General features: G+C 42.1%; 21 protein-coding genes. 4 read left to right on the top strand and 17 right to left on the bottom strand.

All coding sequences use genetic code 11. The features are described from left to right. Window positions 1-13 precede the first annotated feature (13 nt). The 5 genes from QWZ01_RS21340 to QWZ01_RS21320 all read right to left on the bottom strand — a co-directional run bounded on the left by QWZ01_RS21340 (window position 14) and on the right by QWZ01_RS21320 (window position 7355). On the bottom strand, window positions 14-1276 hold the full coding sequence (locus QWZ01_RS21340) for a glucose-1-phosphate adenylyltransferase (RefSeq protein WP_290326927.1): 1263 nt from the start codon (window positions 1274-1276) through the stop codon (window positions 14-16). Continuing rightward, on the bottom strand, window positions 1273-2697 hold the full coding sequence (locus tag QWZ01_RS21335) for a glycogen synthase (protein WP_290326926.1): 1425 nt from the start codon (window positions 2695-2697) through the stop codon (window positions 1273-1275). The genes QWZ01_RS21340 and QWZ01_RS21335 overlap by 4 nt, the downstream gene beginning before the upstream one ends. Window positions 2698-3302: 605 nt before the next feature. Continuing rightward, window positions 3303-6110 (bottom strand): DNA polymerase I, encoded by a 2808-nt coding sequence (gene polA / locus QWZ01_RS21330; RefSeq protein WP_290326923.1) that lies wholly within the window; start codon window positions 6108-6110, stop codon window positions 3303-3305. Window positions 6111-6272: 162 nt separating this feature from the next. Beyond that, window positions 6273-6833, bottom strand: a complete 561-nt coding sequence (locus QWZ01_RS21325) for a DNA-3-methyladenine glycosylase I (RefSeq protein WP_290326921.1) — start codon at window positions 6831-6833, stop codon at window positions 6273-6275. Window positions 6834-7010: 177 nt separating this feature from the next. After that, window positions 7011-7355 carry a carboxymuconolactone decarboxylase family protein gene (locus tag QWZ01_RS21320; protein WP_290326919.1) on the bottom strand — a complete coding sequence of 115 codons (345 nt, stop codon included), beginning with the start codon at window positions 7353-7355 and terminating at the stop codon, window positions 7011-7013. Between the two features lie 398 nt (window positions 7356-7753). Between QWZ01_RS21320 and QWZ01_RS21315 the strand changes: the two genes are divergently transcribed. Further along, a complete protein-coding gene (locus QWZ01_RS21315; protein WP_290326917.1) occupies window positions 7754-9019 on the top strand; it encodes a hypothetical protein in 1266 nt (421 codons plus the stop codon). Window positions 9020-9120: 101 nt separating this feature from the next. Beyond that, window positions 9121-9477: a VOC family protein gene (locus QWZ01_RS21310; RefSeq protein ID WP_290326916.1), complete on the top strand. Its 357-nt coding sequence runs from the start codon at window positions 9121-9123 to the stop codon at window positions 9475-9477. Here QWZ01_RS21310 and QWZ01_RS21305 read toward each other — a convergent pair. Beyond that, window positions 9472-9804, bottom strand: a complete 333-nt coding sequence (locus tag QWZ01_RS21305) for an MGMT family protein (RefSeq protein ID WP_290326914.1) — start codon at window positions 9802-9804, stop codon at window positions 9472-9474. The two genes, QWZ01_RS21310 and QWZ01_RS21305, sit on opposite strands and share 6 nt — an antisense overlap. 55 nt (window positions 9805-9859) lie before the next feature. Next, a complete protein-coding gene (gene trmB, locus QWZ01_RS21300; RefSeq protein ID WP_290326912.1) occupies window positions 9860-10510 on the bottom strand; it encodes a tRNA (guanosine(46)-N7)-methyltransferase TrmB in 651 nt (216 codons plus the stop codon). Window positions 10511-10707: 197 nt separating this feature from the next. On the opposite strand from trmB, the gene QWZ01_RS21295 reads away from it, so the two are divergent. Then, complete coding sequence (locus QWZ01_RS21295) at window positions 10708-10830, top strand: hypothetical protein (protein WP_290326910.1); 123 nt, start codon at window positions 10708-10710, stop codon at window positions 10828-10830. Between the two features lie 252 nt (window positions 10831-11082). Here QWZ01_RS21295 and QWZ01_RS21290 read toward each other — a convergent pair whose 3' ends face one another. The 10 genes from QWZ01_RS21290 to QWZ01_RS21245 all read right to left on the bottom strand — a co-directional run bounded on the left by QWZ01_RS21290 (window position 11083) and on the right by QWZ01_RS21245 (window position 18073). Then, window positions 11083-11532 (bottom strand): hypothetical protein, encoded by a 450-nt coding sequence (locus QWZ01_RS21290; protein WP_290326908.1) that lies wholly within the window; start codon window positions 11530-11532, stop codon window positions 11083-11085. 4 nt (window positions 11533-11536) lie between these two features. Next, window positions 11537-11887 carry a phage holin family protein gene (locus QWZ01_RS21285; protein ID WP_290326906.1) on the bottom strand — a complete coding sequence of 117 codons (351 nt, stop codon included), beginning with the start codon at window positions 11885-11887 and terminating at the stop codon, window positions 11537-11539. Between the two features lie 182 nt (window positions 11888-12069). Next, window positions 12070-12336 carry a YtxH domain-containing protein gene (locus QWZ01_RS21280; RefSeq protein ID WP_290326905.1) on the bottom strand — a complete coding sequence of 89 codons (267 nt, stop codon included), beginning with the start codon at window positions 12334-12336 and terminating at the stop codon, window positions 12070-12072. Window positions 12337-12494: 158 nt separating this feature from the next. Beyond that, the gene (locus QWZ01_RS21275; protein ID WP_290326903.1) at window positions 12495-13538 is read right to left on the bottom strand and encodes an AI-2E family transporter; all 1044 of its coding nucleotides are present in this window, start codon (window positions 13536-13538) and stop codon (window positions 12495-12497) included. Window positions 13539-13626: 88 nt separating this feature from the next. After that, window positions 13627-13842: a hypothetical protein gene (locus QWZ01_RS21270; RefSeq protein WP_290326901.1), complete on the bottom strand. Its 216-nt coding sequence runs from the start codon at window positions 13840-13842 to the stop codon at window positions 13627-13629. After that, window positions 13843-15267, bottom strand: a complete 1425-nt coding sequence (locus QWZ01_RS21265; protein ID WP_290326899.1) for a sigma-54-dependent transcriptional regulator — start codon at window positions 15265-15267, stop codon at window positions 13843-13845. Between the two features lie 172 nt (window positions 15268-15439). Then, complete coding sequence (locus QWZ01_RS21260) at window positions 15440-16042, bottom strand: outer membrane beta-barrel protein (RefSeq protein ID WP_290326897.1); 603 nt, start codon at window positions 16040-16042, stop codon at window positions 15440-15442. 345 nt (window positions 16043-16387) lie between these two features. Next, on the bottom strand, window positions 16388-17170 hold the full coding sequence (locus QWZ01_RS21255) for an enoyl-CoA hydratase/isomerase family protein (RefSeq protein WP_290326895.1): 783 nt from the start codon (window positions 17168-17170) through the stop codon (window positions 16388-16390). A 6-nt stretch (window positions 17171-17176) separates the two neighbouring features. Then, window positions 17177-17596 (bottom strand): cobalamin B12-binding domain-containing protein, encoded by a 420-nt coding sequence (locus QWZ01_RS21250; RefSeq protein ID WP_290326893.1) that lies wholly within the window; start codon window positions 17594-17596, stop codon window positions 17177-17179. A gap of 84 nt (window positions 17597-17680) precedes the next feature. Further along, entirely contained in the window at window positions 17681-18073 is a 393-nt protein-coding gene (locus tag QWZ01_RS21245) for a hypothetical protein (RefSeq protein WP_290326891.1), read from the bottom strand. A gap of 349 nt (window positions 18074-18422) precedes the next feature. Here QWZ01_RS21245 and pdeM point away from each other — a divergent pair, with 349 nt between their 5' ends. Continuing rightward, window positions 18423-19088, top strand: a complete 666-nt coding sequence (pdeM, locus tag QWZ01_RS21240) for a ligase-associated DNA damage response endonuclease PdeM (RefSeq protein WP_290326889.1) — start codon at window positions 18423-18425, stop codon at window positions 19086-19088. The last annotated feature ends 45 nt before the right edge of the window (window positions 19089-19133 follow it).

The following is a 19133-nucleotide window of genomic DNA, read 5'->3' as shown; positions in this document are numbered from 1 at the left end:
TCATTAATTTTCATTAAATAACAGTACCGTTTGGAATAATAGCGCGCTTCTTTACAACCACAATGCCATCCTGTACGGTGTGTGTACCAAAATCGCCGTCGGGCAGGGGTTTTCCAACGTTTATTTTCACATCGTTACCGATATAGGTATTCTTATCAATGATAGCGTTTCTGATCTCGCAGCGGTCACCTATACCCATAATTGGCGATTCGCTGAGCTTCAACTCGGCTATCTGCTCAAGGGTCTGGTAACTGTCGCTACCCATAACATAACAATTCTCAATAACAGTCTCTACGCCTATGCGGGTACGGATACCGATCAACGAACGTGTAATTTGCTTGGCATTAATAATACAGCCATCGGCCACTATAGAATGCTCCAGCAATGTACCCGAAATTTTTGTAGGCGGTAACATGCGTGCCCGGGTGTATATGGCATTTTCGCCAAAAAGGTTAAACTTCGGAATATTATCCGTTAAACCAAGGTTAGCCTCAAAAAATGACGGAATGGTACCGATATCTGTCCAGTAACCTTCGTACTGATAACTGGCCACCTTATGTTCTTCAATTGACTGAGGAATGATCTCCTTGCCAAAATCGGTACGATCATTACCTTCCAGCAATTCATATAAAAGCTTACGGTTAAATATGTAAATACCCATAGAGGCAAGGTAAACCCGGCCTTCGGCTTTCATTTCGTCGCTAACGTCAGATGCCCAGCTTTCAAAGTCTTTTTTAGGCTTCTCAATAAAGGCGGTAACCATGCTGTTTTCATCAGTTTTCAAGATCCCAAAACCCGGTACGTCCGCGGCATCAACCGGAATGGTGGCTATTGAAATCTCGGCACCGGTCTCCATATGATGGTTGATCATGTCTTCAAAATCCATCTGGTATAACTGATCGCCCGAGAGGATAAGTACATACTCAAACTCATGTACCGCCAAGTGGTGCAAACTTTGCCTTACCGCATCGGCAGTACCCTGGTACCAGCCTACGTTTGATGGGGTTTGCTCGGCTGCTAAAATATCCACAAAGGCATCGCTAAAACTACTAAAGTGGTAGGTGTTTTTGATATGCTTATTTAACGATGCCGAATTGAACTGGGTTAACACATAAATACGTGTAATACCCGAGTGCAGGCAATTTGAAATAGGGATATCAACCAAACGGTATTTTCCCGCAATAGGCACAGCCGGTTTAGAGCGTGTTGCAGTAAGGGGGGATAAGCGACTGCCCTGGCCACCGCCAAGTACAATTGAAATTACTTTAGATGTCATATCGTAGGATTTAAACTTTCATATAGGTCTATATATTCTTTTGCTGAACGGTCCCAGGAAAAATCAAGCGCCATCATGCGTTTACGTAACGCCAGCAGCTGTGCCGGGTTTTGGTACAGGCCATGAGCTCGTGTAATAGAATAGCATATATCATCAACACTGGCATTATTAAAACGGATTCCATAGCCGCCCTCATCGCCAAAATCAATTACCGAATCAATTAAGCCGCCGGTGCTGCGTACTATTGGCATGGTACCATATCTTAATGAATACAGCTGGTTAAGGCCGCAAGGCTCTACCCGTGATGGCATCAGTAAAAAATCGGCCCCGGCGTATATCTGATGTGCAAGCGCTTCGTCGTAACCTATAAAAACATCGCACAAGCCGGGATATTTTTCTTTAAGCTCCAGCAGGGCAAGCTCCATTTCCTCATCGCCCGAACCTAATATGGCAAAGCTAACCTGGCCCTCCAGTTCAATAAGGCTGCGTTCAATAGCTTCAGGCAGCAAATCGGCGCCTTTTTCAACAACCAGCCTGCCTATGAATGAAAACAGGGGTTTATCAGGGTTGAGGCCAAATCTTTCACACACTACCTGTTTATTAGCTTGTTTACCTTTAGCCAGTGTTTTTACGTTAAAACTGGAGGCTATCATGGCATCTGTTTTCGGGTTCCATATTTCGGTATCAATACCATTAATGATACCATAGCCTTTAGCTCTTTCTACCCAGAATAAATACTCCAGCCCGTTTGAGCTAATGGTGAGTTCAGTTAAATAGGTAGGAGATACGGTTGTATATTTCCAGCAGCATTTTACTGCCGATGCCAACGGATTTATTCCACCGGCCCAGTCAAGCAAACCGGTCTGCGTAAAATCAATCTCAGGCAGCAACGATACATATTCCCAGCTAAAGGCACCATGATACTGTCCGTTATGGATAGTAAAAACAGTAGCCACATTAGCCAGCCTGCGGTATAATTTAGAATGATAAAGCAGAAAGGGCACCAAACCAGAATGATGATCATGACAATGAATAATATCCGGCGTTTGCTGCGAATAGCTTATCCAGTCTAAAAAAGCCAGTTGAAAGGCAATGAACTGCTCCCTTTCGTCGGGGTAGCTATAAACATTTTCCCTGTCAAGCAAGCCCGGTATATGAACCAAAAAAAGCTCGAAACCAAGCTTGTTTGTTTTCTCCTTTAATATTTCAAAATAATATCTCTTATTGCCTAACAGTGTAGCCGCGTTAAAAACCACCTCAAACTCGTTTTCGCGGGTAAATTTCCGGTCGTAATAAGGCATCACAACCGCCGCCTGTAATCCGGCCAGATTCTGATATTTTGGCAAGGCCCCTACAACGTCGGCAAGGCCGCCAACTTTGGCAACCGGGTAGCATTCGGCACTCAGATGGAATATTTTCATTTAGGTTTTATTGGCTCAATTTAAGCAAACAATATACTAAATAAGCAACCGATAATAATTAATATAGTTTTTAAAATTTAGGCCGATTATTGTAAAAAACTTATTAAGGTTTTGTGCTTTACTTTGAAGTATTTGTAGCGAAAACAGCAAAATGCGCCAAAATAAGATTAGGGCTTCGCAGCATTGAGTGATTATTATTTCGCCAAAAACACCTAATTAAGGGCAGGAGAAATATTGTTGGCGACAAACAACAGTTGCCATTTCGAGTTAGCCTGGGAGCGTGAATGAGCGCTGTGCGAAAGAGAAGTCTTATAAGTTATTCCAAAGCGAATTTGTCGGGCATATACGATTTCTCGCTATCGCTCGAAATGACACCATTTTTATTCGTCTTATAAGCTATGATACCTGTATGTTCTCTGAATGTATTTGGCTAAGGCCCCAATTACTCTTTTTTTATCCGTCCCATAAATGTGACGGCAATGAATAACAACAGTGTATTATCATTGAACCTCTCCGTCCGTTCATTGCCGTTGGCTTTAGCCAACGGATCACGAGCAAGCAATAAGGCAATAAGGCTTTAGCCAAAAAATGGCAAAGATTTTTTATTAATGTGCTTCCAGCCAGTTTAAGCCTGTACCGATCTCTACCATGATAGGCACCTCCGTTTTAATGGCGGTTTTCATGTTGTGCATAATGATAGGTTTTACCAGTTCAATTTCATGGTTAGGCACATCAAACACCAACTCGTCATGTACCTGCATGGTCATGCGGGCATCCAGCTTTTGGGCCTTTAGTTCCCGGTGAATATTGATCATGGCAATCTTGATCATATCGGCAGCCGAACCCTGTATAGGGGCGTTAATGGCATTTCGTTCGGCAAAACCGCGTACGGTAGCATTGGCCGAGTTAATATCGCGCAGGTAACGCCTGCGGCCCATGAGCGTGGTAACATAGCCGTTTTCGCGGGCAAAGTTCATGGTATCGCTCATGTATTGTTTGATGCCCGGGAATTGTGCAAAATATTGTTCAATGATGTCGGCGGCCTCCTTGCGTGGAATACCCAGGTTTTGCGATAACCCAAATGCCGATTGTCCGTAAATAATACCAAAGTTAACCGCCTTGGCATTCCTGCGCTGATCGCTGGTTACCTCATCAAGTGCAATACCGTATACGTTTGCTGCTGTAGCGGTGTGAATATCATGATTATCAATAAAGGCCTGCATCATGTTAGGATCTTTACTGATCTCGGCAATAATGCGCAGTTCTATCTGCGAATAATCGGCAGATACAATGCTATGATCATTATTTCTTGGTATAAATGCTTTCCTTACCTCGCGGCCCCGCTCGGTACGGATGGGGATATTTTGCAGGTTAGGGTTAACACTGCTTAACCGCCCGGTAGCTGCTACCGCCTGGTTGTAGGAGGTATGCACGCGACCAGTTTTAGGATTCACCATCGTAGGCAATGCATCCACATAAGTTGATTTCAGCTTTTGCAGCTGGCGAAAATCAAGGATATCCCTTACAATATCGCTTTTGGCAGCAAGGGCTAATAATACATCCTCGCCGGTTTGGTACTGGCCGGTTTTGGTTTTTTTAGCTTTTGGGTCGAGCATTAGTTTTTCAAACAACACTTCACCCAACTGTTTTGGCGATGCGATGTTGAATTTTACGCCCGCTTTTTCATATACCGTTTTTTCAAACCCGGCAATATCGGTTTCCAGTTGTTTGGAGAACTCGCGCAGGGTGTCGTGATCTATTTTTACACCCTCGTACTCCATATCTGCCAGTACATATATCAGCGGGTGTTCAATTTCATTGATCAGTTTTTCGCTTTCAACCTGTTTTAGTTTGGGTTCAAAAACGGTTTTAAGCTGAAGGGTAATATCAGCATCCTCGGCGGCGTAATCTTTTATTTTTTCAATTTCCACATCGCGCATATTACCCTGGTTTTTGCCTTTAGGGCCAATAAGCGTAGTGATAGAAACAGGTTTGTAGCCCAGATAATTTTCAGACAATACATCCATACCATGCCTGGTATCGGGGTCAATAACATAGTGGGCCATCATGGTATCAAACAAGCTGCCTTTTACCTCTACATCGTACCATTTCAATATCAGGATATCAAATTTAATATTCTGGCCTATTTTTCCTATGCCTTCATGTTCAAGTACCTGTTTAAACTCCGTTACAATGCTTTTAGCCTCAGCCTGATTGGCCGGAACGGGCACATACCAGGCCTCGCCCGGTTTTACAGCGAACGACAAGCCCACCAGCTCGCAATGGTTGGCATCGGTACCGGTAGTTTCGGTATCAAAGCAAATGGTTTCCTGTTTTAATAGCAAGCTGATGAGTTCGGCGCGCGTTTCCGGTGTATGGGCCAGATGATATTGGTGCGGTACGTTATCTATATTTTTAGATGCGGTGGTCAGGTCTTCGCGAATGTCTTCCACATCAACCGTCATGGTGGTGCGGGCGGTGGCAACCGGATCGCCAAACAAATCAGTTTGTACCGAAACTGATTTCATTTCGGTAATGCTGAAATCGTCGCCAAAAACACGACGACCCAGGGTACGGAATTCCAGCTCTGCAAAAAGCGGCTCCAGCAGATCCTTACTTGGGGCGCATATCTCCAGGCCTTCCTCGTCTAACTCAACCGGCACATTTAATAAAATGGTAGCCAGTTTTTTTGAGAGCAAACCTTGCTCGGCGTAGGTTTCCACGTTTTCGCGCTGCTTGCCTTTTAGTTCATGGCTGTGGGCTATGATCTCTTCCATAGAGCCATATTGCTTAATAAGAGCCTTGGCTGTTTTTTCGCCAATACCCGGGATGCCGGGGATGTTATCAACAGCATCTCCCCATAAACCTAATATGTCAATTACCTGCTCTACGCGTTCAATTTCCCATTTGTCAAGTACTTCCTTAACGCCCAGTATCTCCATTTCGTTACCCATGCGGGCCGGTTTGTAGATGCGGATATTTTCGGATACCAGCTGTGCAAAATCCTTATCGGGAGTCATGCAATAAACCTGGTAGCCTTTTTTCTCTGCTTTTTTGGCAAGGGTGCCTATAATATCGTCGGCCTCGTACCCGTCAGATGTGATAACCGGTATGTTGAAGCCCAGTATTACCTTAATTACATAGGGCAGGGCGGCAGACAGGTCTTCGGGCATAGCCTCGCGATGGGCCTTGTAGGCTTCGTAATCAGTATGGCGTTCGGTTGGCGCGTCGGTATCAAATACTACGGCCATATGCGTTGGTTTTTCTTTCTTCAAAACATCGAGCAGGGTATTGGTAAAACCCATTACAGCCGATGTATTTAGTCCGTTTGAGGTAAACCGCGGACTTTTACTTAAAGCAAAATGTGCCCGGTATATCAGGGCCATGCCATCCAAAAGAAATAGTTTTTTCATTGATGTTTTACACTAATTGCGCCCATTAAATCTGATCACACGAATTTGGGGCGCAATGGTTCTATGCAAAAATAGTATTTATGGGCACAAAGAAATCATTTATTGGCTTTCACTTATTAATTCGTTTATTCAGAATTAATAAGTGAATTTCGTAATGTTGAGTTATTTAAAATCGCAGCTGGCCAGGTGATCATTTACCATGCCAGTAGCTTGCATATAAGCGTAGCAAATAGTGGTACCGAAAAACTTAAAACCACGCTTTTTCATATCCTTGCTTATAGCATCAGATATTGAGGTACTGGCAGGTATCAGGCTTTCGGGGTGATTAATAATGGGTTTGCCATCTGGCATAAAGCTGTACAGGTATTTATCAAACGCCCCAAACTCCTTTTGAACCTTAATAAACAATTGGGCATTATTAATAGCTGCCAGAATTTTTAATCGGTTACGGATAATACCAGTATCCTGCATCAGTCTTTCCACGTCCTCATTAGTAAAAGCCGCAACCTTTTTCACATCAAAATTGGCGAAGGCTTTCCGGTAGCCCTCCCGGCGGCGCAAAATGGTGATCCAGCTTAAACCAGCCTGTGCCGATTCCAATACCAGGAACTCAAACAGCACCTTATCATCATGAGTGGTTTTGCCCCATTCTTCGTCATGATATTTGATATACAGCGGATCGGTACCCGCCCAGGAACAGCGTTTTAAATTTTGAGTAGACATAGTTTGTTGATTAAATTTTACATACTGCCTGAACCGGGATTAAACAGATTTACTTGATTAAAGGATTTTACTTCTGCTTCCTGATAATCATGGCAATCCCCAAAATTGTGGTTCACACAATGTTCAAAATTGCTGCGAGGATAAACTTAACTTGCTTATTCTACAACCCGTTACTTGCTAAGCTTCGTTCAGCTCGTCCCAATACTCTACAGCACGACGATAGTGAGGTATTACGATGGAGCCGCCTACCAGGTTGGCTATCATAAATACCTCGTTCATTTCGTCATGATTAACACCGGCCTCGTTGCACTTGCCCAGGTGGTATTTGATACAATCATCGCAGCGTAGTACCATGCTGGCAACCAGGCCAAGCATTTCTTTGGTTTTAACATCCAGCGCGCCTTCGGCATAGCTGGTGGTATCAAGCGCGAAAAAGCGTTTGATATTGGTGTTGGCAGTTTCCATGATCCTATCATTCATTTTGGAACGGTAGGCATCAAATTCTTCTATTAGTTTTCCCATTTTATTTTATTGTTGACTTACCGGCTCAGATACCATAGCCGTTAATACTTTTTAAATTAAAATTTTAACATTTTTTGGCCTCAAAAAAGCGCAAACCACCTCAAAAATTGATCAAAATCATATCAAATCTTCCACTTTTAATCGTTTTCATCGCGTTTTTTGTCGTTTAAACAGCTTTAAAAAGTTTTAATTTTCTGATTTACAATCATATAAACCATAATCGGCCAATTTCTGATGTTTTCCGTTTTTCAAAGAAACAGCCCGTCTTTATGTAAAAAGCCCGGGCTGCTGCACAAACAAAAATACTAAAATTATTGGCAATTACTTTGAATTCAATCTCAGTATTACACTTTTTCATTTCAGAAATTCCGTTACATTTGCCGCCCTAAATCTTATACATGAAATACCTGTTTTGCCTCCTGCTCCTGATAGTACAGGCTCCTCTTTTTTTACATGCTCAAAGCAATTACAAACCCGGCTATGTTGTTAACAGTAAAAATGATACCCTTAAAGGTTTTATCGATTACCGCGAATGGATCAAAAATCCCAAAGAAGTAAATTTTAAACAAGCCCCAGGGGCCACGGTACAAAGGTTTTCACCTGCAAATGCTAATGGCTTTGCCATAACCAACGCCGAGTATTACGAAAAATTTATAGTGAAGGTAAGCACAAGCGAAATTGAAACCGAAAAACTGAGCCTTAACATCGATACCGCTTTTGTAACCGATACCGTTTTCCTGAAAAACCTGGTAAATGGCAAAAAAGTGTCATTATACGTACTTACCACTGATCTCAAATCGAGTTTTTATGTAATGGATAAAAGCATGCGGGAAATTGATTATCTTAAACAGTACCAGTTCTATGATACAGAACATCAAACCATATCTAACGTAAATATTTATACCAACCAGTTGCTGCGACTGGCCTATCGATACCAGCCTGATAATAAAAGATTACCGGCCCGTATATTGGGGACCAGTTATCTGGAAGGTCCGTTAAAAGCTGTGGCTATAGCGATAAACGGTGGTAAGACAACACAACAAGCGGTTCATTCAAGCTCCGGAATACGCTTTTTTGCGGGCGCGGGCATTAACCGCAGCAAGCTGCAGTTTAACGGGCACACAGATTTGGCTCCCTTCAGAGATGGCACTCACGATAATCATGTTTCTCCGGTTTTAGCTGCCGGGATTGATTTTTTGGCCAATAAGTTCACAGAAAAAATTGTTTTTAGATTTGAGCTGCAGGCCACTACCGGCAGTTACCAATTTTCTGAAACTTCTTCGGGCGTTTATGACACCAAAAGTTCACTTGCCATTAAGCAATATATGTTTTCGGGAATCCCGCAGATCATGTACAACTTTTATAATGCCGATAAATTAAAGGCATTTATTGATATTGGGCTGTCTATGAATGTTTATAAATATGATAATTATAATTACTTCATAGCAAGAACCTATGGCAGCACAACATCGGTAGATAAGCAAAACCTATACCCTAATTTTGAAGATTTTACATTCTCAGTTCCGGTAAAAGCAGGTGTACAGATCAATAAACGTGTAGAACTGTACGGAACTTACAGATTACCAACATCAGTTACCCGGTACACTCTTTTCTCTGCCGATCAGTCGTCATTTCAGGCTGGTGTAAATTATATTTTCAGGTAGGGAAAAACATTTCCTGAGCGGGTCGCCTTTTTTATCTTTGAGCCATTCAGATAAAATGGCGGCCTTTGTGTACCCACTGAATTTTTATTAAATAACTGCCCATGATCAACTTTAAACGCGCCGACCATATACACATCTGCGTTACGCCCGAAAGGCTGGAAGAGGCCCGTATCTTTTATACCGAAGTAATTGGCTTGCACCCCATGGATAGGCCCATGTTTTCTACAAATGGATATTGGTTTACTATCGGCAATATAGAATTGCACATTGGTGTTGAGCCTGCCTTGCCCTACACATCAAGACATACTGCCTTTGAAATAACCGATGTTGCCGCGGCCCGTGAACATTTAGAAAAATTTAACCTGAAATTCCTGGAAGAACCCCTGATAGAAGGGCGTACCCGCTTTTCATTTATCGATCCTTTTGGCAACAGGATGGAGCTGCTGCAAATGCTATAAGGCCAGCTCAATTGACGGGTCCCAGAATACGGTTTTAAAATCCTGTACCTGGTCGTCCTTTACGGTTACGCCTTCGCTCTCCAGCAATTGCTGCATGGTATTGCCCCCAAAGTGAAATTTGGCTGTAAGCAGGCCCTGCCTGTTAACTACCCGGTGTGCAGGCACTTGCGGCACTACTTTGCCTGCAGCCTGCATAGCATAACCAACCATACGCGATGAGCCTTTTGTACCCAGGTAAGCCGCAATGGCACCGTATGAGGTTACCCTGCCCGGCGGTATAAGCCTGGCTACCTGGTATACCTTATCATAAAAGTTAATATCGTCCATACAAAAAAGCTTAAAGTTAAAGGCATAAGGCTAAAGCTATTTATACACAACAGCTTTAGGCAAATGAGAACTTAAGATAATTAATGTTCTTATTATCCTTTAAATATTTTTTCTCGTAATATGTTTTGATCGATAATACCTCATCGGCATATGGCGAGTGGTACAGGTCCTCGGTTTTAACGTGCAGCCTGAGTTTCAATTCTTCAATTTTTTCGGCTGTGTAGGCGTGCAAGCCATCGTTGTCGGTTTTTAAATTAACACAACCACCCGGTTTTAATATCTCAATGTATTTATCCAGGAAACGGGGAGAGGTAAGGCGCTTTTTTTCGCGGCTCAGCTGAGGCTGTGGGTCGGGAAAGGTGATCCAGATTTCATCAACCTCACCGTCGGCAAAGTAGTCAAGCAGGTTCTCTATCTGTATGCGCAAAAAGGCAACATTAGGCACATTTTCTTCAATGGCAGTTTTTGCACCACGCCAAATACGATTGCCCTTATAATCAATACCAATAAAATTTTTGTTGGGAAACAGGTTAGCCAGGTTTACGGTATATTCGCCTTTACCGCAGGCCAGTTCCAAAACTACCGGTTTATCATTTTTAAAAAATCCCTTGCTCCATTCGCCTTTAAATGGTTTGCCGGCATCTAACTGTAGTACATTGCTAAAAGTTTCAATTTCAGCAAAGCGTTTTAATTTATCTTTTCCCACTTTTTTAAATAAAGTGCAAAAATAGCCTTTTCTACAAAATGTGAAACCCTGGGGGGTAATATACCTTTCTAAAATACAGGAGGCCACGCTGTAACCGTTAACAATGCTATCTGATTTGCTATAAACAGGTAGTTCCTCCGGAACTGAAAAATTCTAATTGGGAGTATGGTTGATTTTTAGGTTTATAACATAAAATCATGAATTCCTGGTTCAAAATAGGCGACGATTTGAGAGGCACCTACGGAGCCAAACCTATATTGGATATTTTCTACAAAGCTATAATTCCTCCGGAACAAAGTATTCGGTACCACGATCTTTGAAAATCATTCAATCGAGATGTTGTCGGGATTTCCTACAGGGCCAAAAGCTTTGTTGCAATTTTCTACAAAGCTATTTACTCCGTAACAAAGGTTCGGAATCGCAATCTTTGAAAATCATTCAATCGAGATGTTGTCGGGATGCCCCATGGGGGCTAAAGCTTGGTAGAAGAATGAAAATTATAAAATTGCTCCATAGGAGCAAAACCCTACGCTACTTCAATGTTTAATATAAAGGATAACCTATCTTTTATGCTATATAACTATAGGCGGAGGTACCTGCGGCAATGATCCTTTATTGGGCTCGGGTTTCCTTTTTGGTGTTTTGGCACTTACTGCTTTGTTAAATATGCCTTTTACCTTTGTCCATATACCACCAACCGCATCTTCACTAATATAGTTTGATGCTTTTTGCGATATTAAACCTACCAGCGTTTTTACTATAAAGTTAGAGTGTTTAAACAGGGTTTTGTTCAGGGTTACAGGCAATACCACCCTTGATATCAGGCCCAACAGGTCCTGATTAAATAAACCGGGATGCTTTGTGCCATCATCTTTGCCCGAAAACAGCGAACTTATGGTTGAAAATATGGCAGAGGGACTGTTAAAACGTGCCGCCAAGGCAGTGCTCTGCTGGCTCTCAACTCCTTTTAACCGTGCAATTTCTTCACGCAGCTCATTCACGTTAGTTATCTGGAAGCTCATAATTTTACTTTTTAAATATTTTTTGGATGAAGAGATTCATAAGCGGTTTTTCAATTCGCGCTTTGTTAAGCTTAATCACAACCGCAATTATTAAATAAATAAGCGCAACGCATCCAAAGCCTTCCCATAGCGAACCTAATACATCGGCTAAATAAAAAGCTAAAGTAAAACTGGCAAATACAAAAGCCAACACCATGCTTATAGCAGTAATGGCATCGGTGATCACACTTGCTAAAATTGAAGTTCCACCTTCAACAGCTTCGTATTTTAACAGCTTAAAACGCGTTTCGGCATACTCTTTCAGCTGGTCAACAATTGGCGGTATTGGTGGTGGTGTATCTTTTTTGGCTTCCATAGGTGTTTGTATTATAGATGTTTATCAGGAATCAAAGAGTAAGGATTTATTGAGCAAAGAGCAGGAGAATAAAGAGGAAGGATTTACGACACATGAAAGAATTGTTTGTTCTTTCATATATCAATCTTTTCTCTATAAATCCCTAATCTTTATTCCATAAATCTTTACTCTTTGCTCCTCAATTATGCGTGTTCCAGATCGTCCTGATATTCTTCTTCGGCTCCTCTGATCTTTGATTTTATGTTTTCAACTACTTTATCTTTTAACCCCACCAGGTTATCAATTTCGGCAGCTGCAGTTTCTTTAATAGAATCTCCAAGGTTTTTTAATGATTCAGTTAGTTTATCACGTGTTTCGTCACCTTTGTCTGGCGCAAAAAGGATTCCTAAAGCTGCTCCTGCTGCCAAGCCTGCAAGCAATGCAACAACTACTTTTGTGTTATCATTCATTGTAATATAATTTTAAGTTGAACATTCAATTTTAATATGGCTAAATATCTTGCCAAATATCATCAATCAGTTAATTTGTCTGTAATTTCCGCATAAATATTTTTTTAGGCAACTCCGTTTTTTGACATGGTGTTCACAAAAGTATGCAGCCTTCCTGGTCAATTTTCAGGAGAGGTTCTGATGCGTTCAAGCCTGTCGGCAGCCATGCGGTTTGTTTCATAAATTTCAAGCAGCAATAAAAAGTACGATAACAGTACCGGCCCGAAAACTAAACCCAAAATACCAAAAAGCGGCAAGCCTATAAACACCCCGATTACTGATATAATAGGGTGGGTATTGGCAATGCGCTTATTGATGATCATCCGCAGCGCGTTATCAATATTACCAATAAACAGCAGCCCGTATGCTAACAGTAAAATGCCGCTTAACGTATGTCCTTGTGCAAATAAAATGATACTTGCGGGGATGCACAATGTGGGCGCGCCCACCACCGGCAAAAACGAAATAAAAGCACCTATAACACCCCAAAATACAGCGTCGGGAATTTTAAAGGCATAAAAGCCCATGGCCAGCAAAGCACCCTGCGTAAGGGCTATAATTCCCTGCCCTAAAACGTTTGAATAGGTAGAATCGCGCAGGGCAGCAGCAAATTTTAATGCATGTTGCTCACGAAAGGGAGCATACTTTAATAAACCGGCTTCAAACTCCCTGATCTGCGTAAGCATAAAATACAACAAAAAATACAATACCAGCAGTGTTATAATGATGTTAGCCGCGCTGCTTAATATAGATGGAAAAAGCTCGGTTACAAAGGTTCCTAATTTTTGCAGCGTGTTTTCGGCAAAGTGTGGTTGATTAAGATTGGCCGAAGCAAACTCATCAATTTTGGAGGTCCACTGTTCAATGGGTAACGATTTAATATTGATGCTGGATATTTTACCCACCACCATGATACTTAGTGACAGAAAGGGGATAACGATAACAATAAGCGACGAAAAAATAATAAGCAGGGCTACCAGCACTTTGTTCCAACCTTTTTTCTCCACCAGGTTTACATACAATGGTCTGAAAATAGTGAACAACACGATAGCTCCCAGTATGGAACTGAACAGCCCGCTAAGCGCGTAAAGCAAAAAACAGCCCAGCACAATGATACTTACCAGGATAATATTATTACGCTGCTTATAGTTAAAAATCGACATTAAAGGCTTAGTTAGTAGTATAGTTTAAAAACAAAAAAAACGCTAAAAAAGTTTTAGCGTTTTCGGAAATATATACGCTATAAAATGGCTAATCGGCATTGTTTAGCAAGTTGTTGATCTGAGTTGAGCTGGTTAAAATAGTATCCATATAAAATGTGCAGTCGTCTGAAATATCATCGGGCAGTTCATACCTCAGCTGCTCCAGCGCCAGGTAAATGTTTGAAAGCTGATTTTTAATATCATGTTTCAATTTACGCAGACTTTCATCATTGCCACTACCCGTATTTTGTTGCTGCTCGTCCATTTATTTAAGGTTGATAGCTTTCATTTTATTATACAAGGTTTTGCGGTCGATATTTAAGATCTCGGCAGCCTTTGTTTTATTAAAATTAACTTCCCTTAATACCTTAATTATTGTTTCATATTCTGCTTCAAGCGCCGCGTTTTTCAGATCATGGCGAGATTCTTTTGCTTCAGCGGCTTCCTGCTGCGGAGCAGCATAGGCTGGCTCATACGTTGGCGCCTTAAAGTTCGAGATCTCCAGCGGCAGGGCCTTCATGGTTATCTCATTATCTTCTGCCAATAATGCAGCACGCCTGATCACATTTTTAAGCTCGCGGATATTACCCTGCCACCTGTAGTTCATAAAGCAATCAACCACTTCCGGGGAGAACGAAGTTACGTTACGGCCCAACTCGGCATTGGCTATCTTTAAAAAATGCTCGGCCAGCAGCATAATATCATTACCGCGCTCGCGCAATGGCGGCATGTATATAGTAAACTCGTTAAAGCGGTGATATAAGTCTTCACGGAAACGGCCTTTCTGAATACCTTCCTGCAGGTTTTCGTTAGTGGCTATGATGATACGCACATCCAGGTCAATTTCTTTGGTGCTGCCTATCCTTTTAACCTTACGCTCCTGTACGGTACGCAGCAGGGCCGCCTGAATTTCGTAGGATAGGTTACCCACCTCATCTAAAAACAGGGTACCGCCATTGGCCATTTCAAAGTGGCCGATCTTGGTGTACAAAGCGCCGGTAAAAGATCCTTTTTCGTGACCAAAAAACTCACTCGCGGCCAGCTCTTTGGTTAATGATCCGCAATCCATAGCTATAAAAGGCTGGTTATGGCGCAGGCTGTTAAGGTGAATACTTTGAGCCACCGACTCCTTGCCGGTACCGCTTTCGCCCAATATGATTACGCTATAATTGGTAGGTGCAACCAGTTCAATCTGCCTCAGCAATTCTTTAGATGCCTTGCTGGTGCCGGCAACAAAATCGCTGGCAAAGGTTTGTTTTTTATTATTGTGGCTTCTTGACTTTTCGGCGGCGGCAATATTATTACTGCCTGCGTCTTCCACCAAAGCGTGGTGGGTTTCAAATGCCTTATTAATCGTATTTAATATTTCGTCGGGATACAGGGGCTTGGTAATATAGTCGTAAGCGCCCATTTTAATAAGCTCAACGGCCATCTTAATATCAGAATAGCCGGTTATTATAATAACCCCCGTTTTAGGATACTGGGTTTTAATATTCCTGAGCATTTCGCGGCCATCTGTATCTTCCAGCCTGAAATCGCATAGCACAAGGTTAAACTCTTCGTTTTTAAGTGCCTCCATGCCGCTTGTACCACTTGAGGCGGTACTTACATCAAAGCCATTGCGAGTTAAAAACTTGGATAGCAATAAAGCCACGTTAACTTCATCATCAATGATGAGGATTTTCTTCATAAGTGCAATACTGGTAACGGTAAATGTATTTAAACGTGTTAAAGTACAAACAATGTTGCTAATTTATGGACCTTTTATTAAAATACAGGCCATCAGGCGCAAAAAAGCATAAAATAAAACGGGAGGCCGTTGGGCCTCCCGTTTTATTTTATAGGTAATAGTAGGGCCATATTTAAAAGCCGTACGCTACGCGGATACCTAAAAAGCTTACTTTGCTTTGGTCAACACCTGTGGCAAATTTGGTAGTTGCTTCATAACGCACACCTGCATCAATAAAGTTACCGTTTGCACTTATCGGGAATTGAACACCTACTTGCGGAGCATAAACAAACGCAGTTGATTTATTAGCACCAACATCAGATTTGTTTAACAAAAATGCTGCACCAGCTTCGCCTTGTACATAAAAATTCTGGATAGGGAAGAATTTTAAACCAGCTTTAACAGGGATCAGGTGAAAATCGGTTTGGTCAAAAGTAGTACCGTTAATACCGGCAAGATCGCTTTTACCAAATATGTTATTATAACCTGCGTTAACAGTAACAAATAACTGTTTTGAAATAACCGGGATATCTGCTTGTACCGAACCACCTAAGTTCCATTTGTAGTTGTCTTTGAAGTTGCCAAGAGGTAAACCTGCGTCAACACCAATGCTGTAACGGATACCGTCTTTTGTAGTAGTAGATGTAGAAGTTGGGGTAGTTGTTTGTGCTTTTGCGCTAAATGCAAATGCTGCAAATGCTAAAGCTAAGGCTGAAATTTTAAATGTATTTTTCATAACAAATTGTGTGTTTTTGATATATGTTTTATAAACACACAGCAAAGTAAAGCAGGGTTTCATATATCATTTTTCATCCAAAAGTCATGAATATTTAAACGATTGATTAACAATAATTTATTTTTTGACCCGATTGGTATTTTGGTCAGGACAATGTAAAACGAGGCTCTTAACATCCCGGAATTGTCAAATTAACATTGACTTAACATTGAAAAATGACATCCTAAAAGAAGCATTTTGGTCTAATTCTGCTTTTTTTAACACTTTTTAACAAAAAAGCGCGAATGTATCGCCAAAATTGCTTCCGGTAAGCAACAAAAAAGGGCTCGTAAAAGCCCTATATTTTTATTCGCCTTTAAACTCGGCCTTTCGTTTTCCCAGAAATGCGTCGACACCCTCCTTAAAATCATTTGTTCCGAAACATTTACCAAACTCGACTATCTCCGTTTCATAACCATTTACACCATCTATATATCCGGCATTAACCGCACGTATGGCCGAAGCCAGCGCCAGGGGTGCCCTTGTTAATATCTTTTGCAATAACTCTTCAGCTTTGGGCAGCAAATCTTCGGGGCAGGCAACGTGGGTAACCAGCCCAAATTGCTGGGCCTCTACCGCGGTTATCATATCGGCAGTTAAAATCATTTCCATGGCCTTGCCTTTACCTATTAGCTGGGCAAGGCGCTGGGTACCGCCGTAGCCAGGCAACAGCCCCAGCGTAACTTCAGGCAAACCCATCTTAGCAGTTTCAGAAGCAATGCGGATATGACAAGCCATAGCCAGCTCCAACCCACCGCCAAGCGCAAAGCCGTTAATAGCCGCAATAACCGGTTTGCTACCATTGGCTATCAGGTTAAAAACGTTGTCATGACCCTCACGGGCCAGGGCAGTGCCGCCCTCTACATCAAGGGATGCAAATTCGCTGATATCGGCACCGGCTACAAAAGCTTTGGAGCCTGCGCCTGTAATAATAATACCGCCAACAGCCGGATTGCGGAAAGCCTCAGAAAAGGCAAGGTGTAATTCGGCAAGGGTATCTTTATTAAGTGCGTTGAGTTTGCTTTCGCGGTTGATTATAATATACTGTATACGCTCCTTATTCTCTATCAGTAAATTTTGAAATTCCATAGTCTGTTAAAAATCACGGTGCTGGTGCACCCAGTTGGTTATATAGGTAACAATATCGCCGGTATTTGTTCCGGGCGGAAAAAGTTCGCCCACGCCGGATTGTTTCAGGGCAACCATATCTTCATGCGGTATAATGCCGCCGCCGGTAAGCAGCACATCGTTCATTTGCTTTTCCTGAAGCAGTTTCATGATCTTGGGGAAAACGGTCATGTGCGCGCCGGATAGTATAGATATGCCTATGGCATCCACATCTTCCTGCAGGGCAGTATTCACCACCATTTCGGGGGTTTGGCGCAAACCGGTATAAATCACTTCCATCCCGGCATCGCGCAGGGAAGTAGCAATAATGCGTGCACCGCGGTCATGCCCGTCGAGCCCTACTTTGGCAACTAAAACACGAATGGGTCGGTTAAAGGTATTACTCATGTAAAACCATATTGGTTGCCGTAAAAGTAATAAGAAATTTATGATGTTTTGGTATCGGCAAAATCCCATACCCGCAACAAAACATTATTGCTTTTTAAGCCGGTAGGTATAATTATAGTTATTACTTGTTTTAACCAGTATCAAACTATCGCCCTTGGTAGTTGATGTATATTTACCGTTAAGCAGCAGGCCCCAGTCAAAATTGGCGGTATGAACCAGGCTATCTGTAAAGGTTATCTCGTTGCCATTAACCATATAAGTGCCACGGCTGCCTCCGCCAAAGGGTATATCAACTGCAGCAGTATAGTTTCTATTTGATATAACCAGCTGCGCATTGGCCTGGGTAACTCCCGGGCTTGTACTGTAGAGCTTACCCGAATATGTGCCTGACAGCCCTACAGGTTTTGCTTTATCTTTTTTACAGGCGACTAAACTCAATGATATCAGCAATGTTATTAACATGGGTTGCGCTTTCATAATAATAATGGCTTTAAGTGGAATATATTATATTACGACAGTTTTGACCCGGATGATACAGTTACTCACCACTTTAGCACATAAATTTATGCCTTGATCATTAACATCCGAATTACATCAAGGCTGGGGCAAACCCCATAGGGGTTAAAGCTTTGTAGGTAAAACCGAAGGAATATTTAGCATGCCGTAGGTATGCAGCCTAAGTGTAGTACCTACGGCACTTCACTAAAATGTATTTTATTGCTACAAAGCTTTAACCCCGATGGGGTACTATTAATATTAATAGACTAAGCCACTGATCACTAATCTCACCTCGTCCCCAAAAAATAAATTTTAACTTTGCCCTCTTATGACGGTTAGTGCGGCAACTCCATTTACATTACTTGATCAAACCCTGCATTTGCTTCCTCAGAAAGCCATATTCTGGGAACAGCAAAGGGCTTTAATAATTGCAGATGTGCATTTTGGCAAAGTGGGTCACTTCCGCAAGGCCGGTATCGCCGTGCCACGTGATATGGAACAAAGCGATCTGGCTACACTAAGCGATCTTATTTATGAATACCGCCCCAAAAAACTGTTATTCCTGGGTGATCTTTTTCATAGCGATATGAATAACGATTGGGACTGGTTCATTCTTTGGCGCAGCCAGTTCCCCGGGCTGCAAATTATTCTGATCAGGGGTAACCATGATATTATTGCTGATAGCCATTATGAACAATTAAATATCGAACTGCATCACCAATTGCTGATAGGCCCGTTCCTGATGCTGCACCATCCGCTACCTGACGAAAAACTGCAGCATGCCGATGGTTATGTTTTTTGTGGACATATTCATCCCGGGGTTAGCCTGAGCGGGAGGGGCAGGCAATCGGTAACGCTGCCTTGTTTTGCCTTTGGCTCCAGGCAGGCCATATTACCTTCCTTTGGCAAATTTACCGGCAAGGTGGCCATCCGCAGCCAAAAAGACGACAGGATATTTGCCGTTTTGAAAGATAAAGTGCTGCCTATTGAGTAGGGGAGGTGAGAATCAAGATGTGAGAGTCAAGAGACAAGAATAAAA

Origin of the sequence: Mucilaginibacter aquaedulcis (assembly GCF_030409325.1) — a bacterium.
In the GTDB taxonomy this organism is placed as follows: Bacteria; Bacteroidota; Bacteroidia; order Sphingobacteriales; family Sphingobacteriaceae; genus Mucilaginibacter; species Mucilaginibacter aquaedulcis.
Note: the sequence above shows the minus strand (reverse complement) of the source record. Positions and strands in the feature narration are given on the sequence as shown.